The organism is Pseudanabaena sp. PCC 9330 (assembly GCF_055795045.1).
This window is the reverse complement of sequence record NZ_JAYFES010000119.1, coordinates 12,743-27,325: the sequence shown is the minus strand read 5'-3', so window position 1 is coordinate 27,325 and position 14,583 is coordinate 12,743. Positions and strand designations below refer to the sequence as shown.

The 14,583-nt window shown below is 53.8% G+C and carries 9 protein-coding genes; 1 reads left to right on the top strand and 8 read right to left on the bottom strand.

What is annotated here, in order from left to right:
- Nucleotides 1-41: 41 nt before the first annotated feature.
- The 6 genes from AC0QKW_RS24670 to AC0QKW_RS24645 form a co-directional block, all read right to left on the bottom strand.
- The gene (locus tag AC0QKW_RS24670; protein ID WP_473153772.1) at nucleotides 42-2,594 is read right to left on the bottom strand and encodes a baseplate J/gp47 family protein; all 2,553 of its coding nucleotides are present in this window, start codon (nucleotides 2,592-2,594) and stop codon (nucleotides 42-44) included.
- A complete protein-coding gene (locus tag AC0QKW_RS24665) occupies nucleotides 2,595-3,095 on the bottom strand; it encodes a contractile injection system sheath initiator (protein ID WP_473153771.1) in 501 nt (166 codons plus the stop codon).
- Between the two features lie 10 nt (nucleotides 3,096-3,105).
- Nucleotides 3,106-3,699 carry a hypothetical protein gene (locus AC0QKW_RS24660; RefSeq protein WP_473153770.1) on the bottom strand — a complete coding sequence of 198 codons (594 nt, stop codon included), beginning with the start codon at nucleotides 3,697-3,699 and terminating at the stop codon, nucleotides 3,106-3,108.
- 16 nt (nucleotides 3,700-3,715) lie between these two features.
- Entirely contained in the window at nucleotides 3,716-4,567 is an 852-nt protein-coding gene (locus tag AC0QKW_RS24655; protein ID WP_473153769.1) for a phage baseplate assembly protein V, read from the bottom strand.
- Nucleotides 4,568-5,542, bottom strand: coding sequence for a hypothetical protein (locus tag AC0QKW_RS24650; RefSeq protein ID WP_473153768.1), 975 nt, complete (start codon nucleotides 5,540-5,542; stop codon nucleotides 4,568-4,570).
- 191 nt (nucleotides 5,543-5,733) lie between these two features.
- On the bottom strand, nucleotides 5,734-9,147 hold the full coding sequence (locus AC0QKW_RS24645) for a baseplate J/gp47 family protein (RefSeq protein WP_473153767.1): 3,414 nt from the start codon (nucleotides 9,145-9,147) through the stop codon (nucleotides 5,734-5,736).
- A gap of 373 nt (nucleotides 9,148-9,520) precedes the next feature.
- On the opposite strand from AC0QKW_RS24645, the gene AC0QKW_RS24640 reads away from it, so the two are divergent.
- Nucleotides 9,521-11,626 carry a hypothetical protein gene (locus tag AC0QKW_RS24640; RefSeq protein ID WP_473153766.1) on the top strand — a complete coding sequence of 702 codons (2,106 nt, stop codon included), beginning with the start codon at nucleotides 9,521-9,523 and terminating at the stop codon, nucleotides 11,624-11,626.
- A 105-nt stretch (nucleotides 11,627-11,731) separates the two neighbouring features.
- Here AC0QKW_RS24640 and AC0QKW_RS24635 read toward each other — a convergent pair whose 3' ends face one another.
- Entirely contained in the window at nucleotides 11,732-12,370 is a 639-nt protein-coding gene (locus AC0QKW_RS24635) for a hypothetical protein (RefSeq protein ID WP_473153765.1), read from the bottom strand.
- Between the two features lie 65 nt (nucleotides 12,371-12,435).
- Nucleotides 12,436-14,583: an MSCRAMM family protein gene (locus tag AC0QKW_RS24630; protein ID WP_473153764.1), complete on the bottom strand. Its 2,148-nt coding sequence runs from the start codon at nucleotides 14,581-14,583 to the stop codon at nucleotides 12,436-12,438.

Sequence of the window (14,583 nt, the reverse complement as noted above, 5' to 3'; positions counted from 1 at the left end):
CTCAAATCTTTACCGCGAGCAGCCCACGGTACAGGAGGTCATCACGGCGGCGGCAGGGGAAGTTCGAGGGCGATCGCGACCTGGCCAGGGTCAATGGGCTGAATCTGGGCCTGTTCGACCAGGCGAATGACCAGATCGGCGCTGCGGGGGGTGAGGTCGAGCTGCTCAAAGACATAGGTGGCCCCTTGCAGGCAGGTTTTAGTCAGGTCCGCCAGGGAGTCGCTCACCCCCATTCTTAAGCTCGGAATCATCTGCGGCGCCAGGCTCTGGATCATGGTGCGCGATAGAGAACCCACCTTGGCCTGGAGTTTTGCCTGCAGGTCGGTGGCAAACAAGTCAGGGTCGAGAGTTTTGCCGACCGCTGGTGGGGCTAAGTCGAGGTGAAGGGTGCTGAGCCCATAGCGCACCGATTGCTCCATGGCGCTGCGGAGCTGATCGCGGTTGACCCCAGCTGGTATTTGCCCGGTGATGTCGAGCCGCAGCACCAGGCGCTGAACGGCGACGGGGACGGGGCGAATATCGGTGGCGATCGCAAACTCTGGCAGCAGCCGGGTCTTCTCAAAGGGGTTGACCTGAACGATGGTGCCGTCAATGCGGTTGGCCAGGGGCGTAGTGCTGTCGGCCTGGGTGAGGGAAACGCGGATATCTTCGCCGCGCCAGTCGACCTGAAGCACACCCTCAACCCCCTGGGCCACGGCGGCCAGTTGTTCCAGGTCAACGGCTTCCTCTGGCCTCAGGTGATCTAAATAGTGCTCCAGGGCCAGGCGCACCCGGTCTTGCAGGTGGGCCTTTTCATCCTGGGTGGCGGTCAGGGAAGCCATTAGTTTTAAGGCACCATTCAGGTTCAGGGTGCTTTCGTAGATAAACACGTTGCCCAGCTGGGCCTGCTCCACAAAGCTAACCTCTACCGTCTGACCATCAAAGGCCGTCAGGGGTTGCCAAAAGTGAGGGACAAGGGTGATCGCCACGTCATTGGCTAAAACCGGGGCCGCTTGTAAGATCTCTTGGCGCACGGCTAACCCCGCCCCCAATCCGCCGAAATAATCCCAGATGGCCTGCTCCATGTGCCGCCGGGTGGCGACTTTAGTGCTTTCATCTGGCCCCAGAGAGCGGGCTTTCACCGTGACATCCACCGGCAGAGGTTTAGTTTCTGAGGCCACGCGAATGTACCGGGGGACAATTTTTTCTAACACATCCGCATCTAGCCGTTTGGCCGAGGCATTGTGCTGGGTGGCGTCTTGATAGTCGCCCTCGCCGCGATAGGTGGTTAACCTAACATCCACCAGGTCGTTCACCAGGTTGAGGGCCAAAATTTCCTTCGTGAGCTGGGCGATGAGCAGCGGTTGCCCCATGCGCTGGTCTGCGATGTAGGTCTTGAGGGTGTCTTGCAGAGCAGTTTCTAGGGCGATGCGCTCGGCGGCGGCGACGCGTTTGCCGGGCATCAGCTCAATCTGGAAGGTGGCATCGAGGGTGACCGCCTGAGCCGGTTTAAGCAACACGTAGATGCCCGCCGCCCGCACCCGCTCGACTTCCTGTTTGAGCCGATCAACCTGGGCCTCGTTGGTAAAGTCAACCCCATCGACAAACACGTCGAGCACGCCAAAGTCGCGTAGAACAATCGGCTCAACGTCGGCGATATCTAGCTCTAAGTCGCGCCCGTCGCTGTCAACCTGACTAATCGACTGCCAAGCGATGGTTTCGCCCTGGGGTCGTTGCCCGGCCAGGCCTCGGGTGCGGGCTTCTACCTCGACATTGACCTCGGCAATGTCTCCTTCTAGGGTGACTGCGGCCAGGGTGACAAACCGCCGTTCGCCAGTTTGCAGGCGGAGCTGGGTGTTTCTAGGCACGGCGATCGCTTTTTTGTAGCTGCGATTGTGCCGTTTGATTTGCACCACCCCCCGAGCATAGTGAAAGTTTTCGCGCACCCGCACTTCGGTCACCCCCGGCAGGCTAAAGAGGGCATTTTCGATGGCGGTGATGTTGGCACCGCTGGCGGCGAGCAGGGCGGTTTTGGCGCGATCGCGCAGCTCGTCATCGGTCTCTCGCCGCTTGCCCACAAACCGCAGGGCCTGCTCGTTGGTCACCGCTTTCACCCCAGGCAAAGGCTGGGGCATCACCTGAATGGTGTTGGCGTCGGTGGCCTGGGTTTCGCCCCGCTGGGCGGCCTGTACCCTGACCTGCACCCGCTTTTCCGTATCCGTTAGGGTTTTAGCCTCAATGGTCAGAAAGGATTTTTTGGGCGACTCCTCAGTGTCTTCGCTGGTGGTAACCAGAAACCCGAGGGGAATCTCAATCGGTTCTGCAATGCCCAGATCGCGCTCAAAGGTGACCAGGCCGGTGGCAAAATCCGGCTCGCCCCGTTTAATCCCCAGGATGGCTACCACCCGATCAAGCTCGCCCCCGGTGGCCGTATCCACAAAGGCCGACAGATAGACCCAGTGCATTTGCTCGTAGAGCAACGCCAGCTCGTAGGAAAAGGATTCGTACAGGGTGCGAACAACGCTGCCTTCTTCAAAATCGGTGAGCTGAGCCGAGGTGCGATCGCGCATATCGGCAAAGATCTGGCCAAAGTCTTTCGCTTCAAACACCATCATCTAGCCTCCCAAATTCAGCGCTAGGGCCAGGGTCAGCGGGGTGTCATCGCCCACCGGCTTGACCGTAATCACCGTAGAAAGGGTGGTGCGCTCTTGCCCCCGAGCCGGCGGGTCAAACTGAATGTAGATAATTTCTGAAATGCGCGATTCCTGGGCCAGACTCTCGCGAATATACATCTCGGCCAGGGTACGGGTGCGCCCATTGTTGAGTTCTCCCATCAGCTGATACAGCCGCGAGCCATAGTCGGGGTGCCCCAGGGCCGCCAACTCTCCCTGGCGGGTGTGGAGCCGGTTGAGCAAGGCCTGGGCCAGGTTATGCCGCCCGTCTACCACCGCCAGATCTCGCTGCTGGGTGCTCAAATCCACGGTGTCTCGGTCGGCGGTTACCTGGGTGGGCTGCCGTCGAGTCAGCATGAGGTCAAGGAATTTGAGCAGGTCGGCCATGGAGTTCTGTCCTAGGGCGAAGGGAGACTGAGCAGTAGGGGCAACCGGGCCAATCATGGCAAAGGAATCATGATTTGAGCTTGGGCACAATTTCTTTCACCAAGGCATCAACGGTGGCGGGGGGCAAGGTCACCGTAGCCTTAGACAAATCCAGGCCCCCCGTAATAGTGACCTTCCCAGACTTGCCGGGGGAGAGTTCAATACCGTCCTTGGTGATCTTGATTGAGGTGCCATCTGGCCCCTGTAGGATCACCCCCTTTGAGGAAACCTCTAAGCGCACGTTTTGATTGTCGGGGGCGTTGATGTCAACCGTTAACCCTTGGGTCACCTGGAGGGGAACGGTGGCCGTTACCGCCTGATCTGACACCTGGAGGGCATTTTTATCCTTTGCCGACAGGATGATTCCCTTATCTTGCTCCAGACGAATTTTGACATGGCCTGTTTTCTTCCCAACGCCATCGTGGGGGCAGGCTTGATCAGTGCCCTCACACCAATTGTCTTTCTTGCCGTTGTAGGGCGGCTCAACCCGGCTGGGCATGTCGTTGGGGCAGACAAAAATTTCCATAAATAGCGGCGATGCCGCCTTATTTTCCTGAATGGGAGCTTCCTTCGGTTCTCCCACATAGGCGTAGTCGCTGTTGGCGCCCTTAATTCTGACCATGCCGTTTCTTCCCTAGTTATCCGACTTTTGTGTTGCGGCCCTTGGCCTGAATCGAGTTGATCTTGTCCATCGGCACCATGATCGGACAGGGAGCACCCAGGTTACCCACATGGGTGTGGCTGGTGAGAATAATATCGTCGTTGTCGGCCACGGCGTTCCCCGGCATTCGCCCCCCCACCTGCACAGAGCCCGTGGTGGCGTCCCCCACTTTAATTGACCCCATGCTCTTTACCGTGACACTGTTGCTGGCGGCGTCGATGGTAATGCCGCCCCCCTCAATTTTGATTTTGCAGGTGCCGTTATAGATGGTGACATTGCCCCCCGAGAGGGCGATTTTACACTGGTCATTTTTGAGGGTGATGTCACCGTCTTTGACTTCGATGGTGCTTTTGTCATTGACGGCGCTCAGTTCGCCATCTTTGACGGTGACGATGTTTTTTTCATCCTTACTGGTGAGAGTCAGCACTCCTTCGGCATCAATTTTGAGGCTACCGCCCTCCTTCAGACTGTGTTGGATTAAGACTTCCTTTTCCTGATTTGCCGGAGGTTGATCGGGGTCATTGTAGAGCCGACCAATGATGATCGGCGCGTTGATATCTCCCCCAATAAAGGTCACCAATACCAGGTCGCCGACGTTGGGAATATTCACCATGCCCAGGTGGGGGGTGGCCACCGGTACTTTGCGTAGCTCAAAATCTTTGCCGTCGGGCTGCTTTTTATTTTTGAGTTTTACGGAGCACTGATAGTTGTCTTTGTCGCTCTCAGAAGCGTGGGGAAAAATCGCCGTCACCACCCCTAGCTCGGTGGTGTAAATTTTGCGGACTTCGTGCTCCGCCACTTTCTTCATCACCCCTACGATTGAGTCCATTTAGGGTTTCTCCCAATCGATCATGGTGTAGAACCCTCGGTGGTGACTGAGGCGATGGGCCACGCCGGTAATTTTGAACGTGCCATTTTGGCTGCTGACGGGCATTTTGGTGATTTTGATGGCATCTCCCAACTGAAGGGTGCTATCTCCCAGCACCCGCACCTGACCTCGGGGCTTTTGGGTGTGGCGATCGAGAGCGGCCTTGGCAATGGTGCCCGCGATGCTCTGGGTGCGCGCGGTGGGGTCGGCCAACCGGAGCATGACGCCTGAACTCCCTCCCGCTGTTCCTTTGACCTCTTTTTTGGTCAGCCAGGCGTAGGCTTGGTCGCCCTGGCCCTGGCTGGCGGGGCTTTCACCGTAGATTTCGACGCCGGTAATCTCTGGCAGGGGCTGGGCCTGGGTGAGGCTGAGAATGTTGAAGCCGTAGGTCAGCTCGTGGGTCTGGGCGGCGCTGTATTGGGCAAAGACAAGCTGGTCTTCGGCGGTAGCGTAGAGGTCAAAGCCGCACTGGTGGGCCAAACCCTGGAGGTGGTCGTAGGCGGAGGTGCGATCGCCCAGCACGTACACCGGAAAGGTAACACCGTTTTCAATGGTCTTGACCTTGAGCTTGAGACGGCTTTGGGCCACATCTTTGACGATCGCGCCCGCATTAGATTTTTCGTAGACCAGGTTAAACTGCGCCGTGGTCAGGGCGTGAAAGGCCGATAGGGCCTGAATGGTGGTGTGCTCAATACCCCATTCGACCCGCTGCACTACACCGGTAAACACGGGCCTCACCTCCTGGCCATAGCCGACCTTGACGGTCACTGGGTCGTTGGGCTTGGCGGTAATGGTTTGGGTGCCCCCCAATACAATGCGGGCATGGTGAACCGGCACCCCCAATGACGCCTTAGCCTGCATCTCAATCAAGACAGGGCGATCGGCAGGGGTATAGGTCGTAGAACCAAGCGTGATTTGGTGATGGACAGGGGGCATAAAACTGCGTAGGCATCCTAAAAAGGAGGTGTTTTTTGTTGAATAGAATGCAGCAAGCCTAGAATAATCTTTTTTCGTTTTCCTCCATTCAATTCGCAGGAATATTTAAGATTCTCAGTGAGATTTAGACACCCTTGTTGACGGCAATTATTCTAATAATATTGCCTCCTGATGTGACCTCAACAGCATGACTAAAGCGGAAAGGCCGACACCAATCCCCCAAAGGCGACCCCTAAGCGATCTAGCCCAGCTTTAATTTCTCCATCTAAACGCTCAAGTTTTTCGAAGAAGGCATCAAAGAGCTGCATAATCCCCAGGTCTTGTATCAGGGCCAAAATCTTTTGAAACTGTTGATTGAGAGGCTCCGCGATCAGTTTGACCGGGTGCAATCGCTCCAGCTTGGCCAGCAGCACTTTTTTCACCAGGGTGGTGAGGCTCAAAATTCTATCCACCAATCGTTCTGAGGGGGCGCGGGTAACGGCGATCGCACCCAACCCCTCAGCCTCAATTTTCCAGGTGACGCCCTCGTCGGTGACCACATCGCCCCCTTCTCCGGCAATCAACGCCTGCACAGGCACATCCAGGGTTAAGACAGTGGCGGAGAGGGTGGCGGCGATCGCAGTCTCAAACCAGATTTCACCGACGGGGGTTGTTGCCACCAGGGGAGTTCCGGCTGGAATGGTCATGGGGTGCTCTGGCGGGGTGTCAAGCTTGAGCGTTACGGTGCCCCGCGCCCCGGCTAGCAGGTTCACCGGGCTGAGCCGATCGAGCAGGCGCAGCACTCGGTTAAAGAGTTCTGTCAGGGGAACCACGAGCACCGGTTCAGGGTTGAGAGCCTCCAGGGGCTTCACCACTTCTGCCAGCACCCGGTTGAGGGGCTCAGCCAAAAAGCTCAGGTTAAACCCCTGGATCTTGGTTTTAATGCCGATGACAGACTGGCCCAAGCGCTCAATCGCTGTGGGAATTTGGTTGGCGACGGTCAGCACCTTTTGCAAATCAAGCACAGCGGGCATGAGGGTTTTTATGCGCTCTAGGGGTTTGGCCCATTGGGCGATCGCCTGCATCGGCCCTGCCGCTAGTGCATCTACCGCTGTTAGCAGGTAAGCTTTTAGCCCCTCTGGGCCGCTGGAGCTTAGATCACCCAGGAAATCGACCCCTTGATCGAGGCGATCGCCCAGCTGAGTCCAGAGGGTTTTCACAGTGGCCAGAGCCGTTTTAGCCAGATCCTCCAGCTGATCGACCCGGCTGGTGGCCAGGGCCAACGCTTTCACCGGGCTGAGGGTTTGCAGACGTTGCAGCAGGCGATCGTAGTCGGCTTTTAAGGCAGGCAAGGGGACAAAATCTGTCCAGGTCTTCACCAGCCCCTGCCAGGCCGACGCCTGGGTCGCCAAGGTAGCGCCGTAGGTTTGGGCTGTTTCCCCGAGGGTGCCGACCATCGTTTCTACCTGGCTCAGCAGCTGCGGCGTCTGAATCTGACTCAGCATCGGCGTCACGACGTTCCGCATAGGTCCCAAAATAGCGTCCAGCCCCGATAGGTTGAGCTGGTGAATCGCGGCCTTAACCTGATTCACCAGCCCCTCCAGCAAGGGTTGAATGCCCTGGTTGAGAACTGTTTGGATGGGCTGCCAAAAGGCCTGATCGTCTAACCGCAGGCCGCCGATCCAGTCTGTCACCTGCCGCACCGACTGCACCACCTGGGCCACCAGGCTCTCTAACCCCAGCTGGTCTAATAGGCTGGTGGCTTGGCCGATTAGCCCGTTAATGGGGGTCAAAATTTGCTCCGCCGAAAGCGATCGCACAAAGCCCATCAATTTGCCGTACAGGCCAATCAAGGGCGCAAAGATGACCTTCGGGTTAATCACCTCATCCACCTGCTTTAAGAGCCGCCCCTGGAGGTCAGTTATAGGTTTCAGCAGCTTGACCAGTTGGTCTGGGTCAACAAATTCTTCAATTTTGGCGATCGCCAGCTCAAAAGGCGGAGCCAACAGATTGCCCACCAGGGTGCCGGGCTCAAAGGAGTAAATCGTCTCTACCACCTGGTTAATCACCGACCGGATAGGCTCCACCAGCTGCTTGAGAATTTGCTCGGTGACAATGGCGTTGTATTGCTCTTTGACCGCATCGGTCACGGTGGAGGGAGGGTCAATGGCGCTGCGGACCAGATCTAACGCCGCCGACAAGGCCGTTTTCACCATGGCGTTGAGCTGGGAGACATCGATGGCCTCCAGGGTGGCCTTGACCTGATCGACCTCGGTCAAGACCTGGTCAAACACCGGTTCGAGGGTCACAGGGTCGAGCTTTTGCACCACCGCATCAATACTCGCCTTGGCCTGCTGAACTACATTGGCCACCTGGGGATGCTCTAGAAAGGCGGTGATCTGGGCGATCGCGCCATGGAGGGCATCGACGATGGGCTGCATATCGAATGCATCGACCTGGCTGATTAGCCCCTTGACCTGGGTAAACACGGTGCCAATCATGCCGTTGACGGTGTCGAATACCCCGTTTAGCTTGGCTATCAGGTCATTGAAAATGAGCTTGGCCTGATTGATCAACCCGGTCAGGTCAACCCCCTGAATAAAACTCACCACCTGCTCAATGGCGTTGGTGACCAGGGCGCTGACCTTGACGATCGCCTGCTCGACGGTGGCGATCGCCTTTTCTACCGCACCCACGCCCTTGTCGAGGCCCGCGGTGACCGTATCAATGCCCCGATCTGCCAGCCCGTGGACGGCCTTGAGGGCCGACTCCATCTGATCGATCACGGTGGTAAAGCTGTCGGTCAGGGGCACCTGGTCTAGGGCGTGGCCGAGGGGTTGGGCGATCGTTCCCAGGTGGCTGGGCGCTAGGGCGGTCAGGGTGTCGTCGAGGGTGGTGGTCAACTCGGTGGCAAAGCTGTCTAGGCCCTCGGCCCAGCTCTGGACAGTGGTGAGGGTGCAATCAGAGCGGGTCTCTAGGGCGGCGATCGCCGTTTCGAGGGTGGTGAGTTTAGCGTCGAGCTGGTTGAGGTGATCGGCGGTCAGACTGTCGTTGAGGGGAATGCTGGTGAGAGTGGCAATGGCGTCTTGGTAGATGCGGGTGGCCAGGTCGGGGGAGAGGCTGTTGACCTGGGCCTGCATTTGCGTGACCACCGCCAGCCGAGTCTGCACCAGGCTGGTAAACGACTGTTTGGGCAAACCGGCGAGAACGGTGGAGACCGGCAGCAGCTGGCTGAGATAGGCGCTGTCTACCTGGGTGGGAGAAAGCTGGGTCAGCCCGGTGGTGATTTGATTGAGCAGGGGCTGAAAGCCCTGGAGCCCACTACCCAAACTGGTGAAGGGAGTGGTGAGCTGGCCCAGCAAATCGCCAATTTCTACAGAGCCGTTGGTGAGCCCTTCGAGTTCGCTGAGCAGATCGCTGACTAACGCTTCGGGGCTAGTGGGCAGGTTTTGGACGACATCGGTGAAGCCACCGACAATGCCGGTGAGCATATCGAGGCCGGGAACCTGTACCGAGAGATCGCCCAGATCGGGCAGCTTGATGGAAAAGTCGGCCAGTGCGGTGAACTGGTTCTTGAGGCTGCTGAGTTTTTCGGTGGGTAGCTCAAGGGCAAGAAGTTGCTGCATAAAGCTCGATGAGAACCGATCGCGAAAGGGGATGCTTCAAACAAAGGGTTAAGCTTCTGAAGCCTGAAACAGAATGATGCCAACCCTTCGTAGCTACACAATTATGAAGCCCAGCGGCTGCGAACGAATCAATATTTATATGAAGAATAAAGAAAATAACGCAACGAACATCAGCGTATAAAGTATCCGTAGTAGGATTATCTAGATTTTTTAATTTAAAGTGGCATTTGACACAGAAAATCTTCTATTCTTCTGTAGCTTAAAGCACTTTTAGGCTTTGCATTAATCTATAGGCCTTCTTGCAGAAGTCAATTATTTAATTTACTTTTTGTATTCTCGCGCTACGCAAAAGCATTTCACAAAGGAACGCACCATGCCGCAGATTGATACTCCACTGAAGCTGAGCAAGTTCTATACGCTCAATCTCAGTGGCAATAGAGCAGATATTCAGAATATTGACTGGAATGCCCTCGGTCGTGGTGCCAATCCCGAAAAGATGAGGATGAGGCAATTTTTTGCAAACCAGAACTGGATTAATGACGTCCACTCCTTTGGGGTCTCCAGTTCAGGGGCACAGGGAGGTGCTTTCTTTCTTTTCAAGAAAGATCGGAATAACAATGCTCAACCTGAAGGGCATATGGCTTACGTTATCAAAAGGACGAATGCTCCTCAGCAGACACTTTTTGCAGAATACGTTCTTAGGGAGGCAGGTGTTGACAACGGAAATAAAATCGTCAAACTTCCTAAAAGTTTAGTTGTTGAACTTGACTGGTCAGATCATGGGCAATGGCAAACCGAAGGCATGAAACTGATTCAGGCAATGACCGACCCTCAGAAAATACATCCTACTTGGAACGGAGACCCCAGCAAAAAAGCAAAATATAATGCAGCCATTAAGGACTTAGCGCCAGCCTCTAAAGCAAAACCTGCTTATCTGATTATCATGAAGGCATTCGCTCCTGTAACGGGTGGTTCTGATCCGTTTCAAAACCTGATTGCCAATCCATTCGCACAACCAGCCCCTAGCCCTAATCCACAACCAAATGCCTACTCTATTGTAGAGTGTAGCGCAGATTTAGATGAATTCTTAACGGCCAAAAATCAGAGCAACCCCCTTCAGGTATCTGCCCAAACGTTACTTCAGAATCGGAGCTATCTTAGTGATGCAGTCTTTCAGGAGATTGTGAGGAACTATATCCGAACAAAGTGGATTCTGAGAAATCAAGCCTTTATGGAGCGAGCAGGAATCATTTTCGCGATCGATTCACTATTGGGAAACGGCGATCGCTATTATATGTTTAATAAAGGGAATGCATTTTATATCCATAAAACCTATAGTGCTAATGCCGTCAATAAGGCAAATAATCCTATTGGAGTTATTGATAATGATGCCTTTTTGCATCAGTATAATCCTGGAAGCTTGCCCAAGCGTATGGCTAGCGCACCGGGTAATACTGACGGTGATAAATATCTGTCATATCTTTTAACTAATGGTGAATCACCTGGGGGTAACATATTATATTCCCAGTTGGATAAAGCGAGCGGGGATGCTCCAACCTCAAACCTTCAGGCATTGATGTCTGCGGCACTTCCTCCTGGTCAAACTCCCCCAGTAGTTTATGATTGGGATAGTTATTTTCAACGCTATTTCTATGAAAGCATTGTTCCGCGCACCCCATTTCAGGCACATCAAGAATTTCTGGCTGATGACGGGACGCTGCTGAATCGCGCAGGTGTCTATCCATCTTTTCCAGCAAACATCAATCACCAAAATTGGCAAGACGCTAAGAACTGGCTAAGGACAGGCTTCTTGAAGGGTGTTCAGGCGATTCAAAGTTTGAATATGAATGAATGTTTGTCAGTTTATGGCAGGCTTTTACAGCTTTACGGAGGATCGATTGATTTCGATTTTACGGCCTTTAAAGTTCGACACGCCTATATGCAACTTGCTCAGAATATTAACCCAGTAAATCGTACCTTTCAGTTTCCTTCCCACGCTAATGCATTGATCGATCCCAGCATTAATCAAGTTTTAAACAACCGCTCACAACCAATAAATGAAATCACTACCACACTCAATTTTGGTAGTACTGAGGGGCTTATTACCACACAACAAAAGGATCAGATTTTAGACTTCGTAAGAAGATTTAGTGAGGGTGAGCAACGAGATAGATTCATACTTGAAATCACAGGAAAGCAAAAAAATGCCTCTGACCAGCGAGTTAGGGCTGTTCATTGCGCTTATTTAAAGTACCTCACAGATCATTTTTCAGAACTAGTTGAACTAGGTAACGTGGAAAGTATTGCGGTAATTCAAGCATATGCAAAGGGAAGAAATAAGAAAGCAGCTCTTGAAACAAACAAATTTTATAAGGGCTTTCATGAAAATGATAAAACAAATGACACTGGCAACAAAGAAGTTGCTGATATTGGGAGATTATCAGGAATACCAGCATCTGCCTATCAAAAATTTTTATGATACGCTCTAGTAGATGATGTCTGAGCCACTCAAAGTGACAGATACAGAACTCTTAAGGAACCTACAGTAATAGTCCTCAGGTTGCTGATATAGGTTCCTTAAGAATCAAGGCAAGAATATTAGTTTAACAGTTTCTTCATCTCCGTCAAACCTCAATGTGCAACCTTTGGATTGAGCAGAAATCGGGTGGATAAGAACCCCATCCTCATCCACCGTTCCTCTACTGGAGCTGATGCCGTCATTCAGTTCGTAAGATTGGCTCGCTTTTTCAATGACTAGCAGAGAGAGTACCCTTTCCTCATCCTCATCTTCAGCAAGATTCTCGAAGGTTTCTTCAATATCCTCCTCTTCATCTTCTAAGATTTCGTCTAGCAACGTATCTTCGTCATCACCCGATCGATCCAAGGTCAGTGCGATCGCTTCTGTATCCCCTTCAAACTTTAGCGAACAGCCCACCGCCAGAGGAGAGATCAGATGAATCAGTAAGCCATCTTCTGCAACTACACCCTGGCTGGCTGGGTTGATGCCATCATCGAGGGTATAACCAATGCCCTTTCTGTCTTCAACAATCAGGTTGAGCGTTCGGACCTCATCCGCATCCGCATCTGTCAATACCTGCTCATCCGTTGTAGACTGCCGCTGAATTACCAGCCGGATGGGAGGTTTTTGTTTCGCTTCTTCTTCTGTTTTAGCAATCTGGTCAGAGGTGATTGTGAATTTGATTGTGAGCGGCGTTGTAACCATAGGTTAAAATTTTCAATGTTGGTCTGAATGTTGCTGAAGTTAGAAAAACTGACGTTACGGCTCAATTACAGATTTGACGGTTCAACCAGGCTAATGCTCCACTCACTTGCCTCCCGATTCAAAAATTCAAGCGTATAATCTCCGATCGCCAGACCCAGAATAACCGCAGCACCGCGATCGTCTAGAGTACCGCCAACCACCAAATTTCCAGCCTGATCCCTCAATTCAAACGGCTCATTCCCCACAGGGTTATTCTCCGCATCAGTAACAACAATTCTCCATACCTGCTCCAGAACATTGAGTAAGTATTCTCCAGACAATACACGATCGATTTGAACCTGCCCGCGATCGTCCAGCGTTGCAGCCGGAGTCATGCTGCCGTCAGGGCGCACCAGCTGATAGATGGCATGACTTAGGGGACGACCCTCCTGATCCTCAATTTGCAGGGTCACCCACCCCGTTGTAACTGGACTATCCTCTGACGATTCCTGGAGAGTCAGCCTGTACTCGCCAGGCATAACGGCATCAAGACAAACCTGTCCTTGGTCATCAAGGATGGCTGACACTGAAGTCGTGCCATCCGGTCGAGTGATTTGATAGGTTGCATTACTAAAAGGATTACCCTCTGCATCCTCAATTTGTAGAGTCACCCAGCCCGTTGTAACTGGACTATCCTCTGACAACTCCTGGAGAGTCAGCCTGTACTCGCCAGGCATAACGGCATCAAGACAAACCTGTCCCTGCTCATCAAGGATGGCTGACACTGAAGTCGTGCCGTCTGGTCGAGTGATTTGATAGGTGTTATTAACAACAGGATTGCCGTCTGCATCCTCAATTTGCAGGGTCACCCACCCCGTTGTAACTGGACTATCCTCTGACAACTCCTGGAGGGTCAGCCTGTACTCGCCAGGAATGACGGCATCAAGGCGAACCTGTCCTTGCTCATCAAGGATGGCTGACACTGAAGTCGTGCCATCCGGTCGAGTGATTTGATAGGTTGCATTACTAAAAGGATTACCCTCTGCGTCCTCAATTCGCAGGGTAATCCATCCAGGTGCCGTTTTTGTTTCAGAATCTTCTAGTCTCTGATCGGGTGCGGGCAGTTCAGATGCTTCATCGGTTGTGCCCTGGTCTGGTTCCCGAATGACCAATTGTTGCCAGACTTCACTATCCAGTTCCGGAAAAGCGATCGCACAATTTCCCTGAGCAATGACCTCAATCTGAGCCTGCCCCTGGGCATCTAGAGTCCCCGTTTGGATAGCTCCATGAGGCAACGTAATGTGATAAGGCTGGTTCGCAAAGGGAAATCCATTGGGATCGGTGAAGGCGATCGCCACCCATAGAGCCTTAGCCTCTGCCTCCAGAGTGTCTTTGACCTGCTTGGCAGCGTCCAGATCGGCCTGAGAGACCCCAGCTTTTGCCAGGTCAGCATCCGAGACCCCAGCCGCCAGTAACCCATGGGTGGTTGCCCCCGCCTCAATCAGCGCGTCAACAGAAGCTCCTCGATCGAGCAGGCTTTGAGCCGAAACCCCTGCCTTCAGCAAGTCTTGGCTAGAAACGCTAACAGGAGACCAATCCAGCTCCACCAGCTCCACCCCAGTGGCAGGTGGAGCGGTTTCTGGAACGATTACCTCTACGCCAGCCAGAGCATTGAAGCCAGCTCCGACATCAGACAGCCCCCCCGTGGCGGCAGTGATATCGCCCATGGCCCCGGTTAATGGCTCTGCCGGGTTAGTTAACTCAGGGATAGACCCCAGGGATATGGCATCGGGCAGCGACGCGATATCCATCATGGCCTGGGCTTTCATTTTTACGGCACTGTTCACCGCCGCCTTGTTTTGCGCCGCAGACTTCTTGGGCGGCACATATTCAGCAATGGTGAGCCGATAGCTAAACTGGTCGGGCAGTTCCGCCGCCTGGACTACCTCAAAGGTTTCTAGCAGCACCTGGGCAAAGTAGGCCTGCCCCACAATATCGGCTAAAAAATCTACCGGTTCCCGCGCTTTATATGCCTTACGCAGGGTTTCTAGGTCGGCCCCGGCCTTGGTGCCGTAAAAAATGCCCTCAATTTGCAGTCGTACCGAGTCGCGCCCCAGGTTTTGGGTGGCGTTGCCCTCCATCCCCGGTACATGGTGATGCACCAGGGCCGCCCGTTCCAGGGTGTCTACCCTATGCACCCGATTGAGCTGAATTTTAGCCAGTTCAATGGGCAT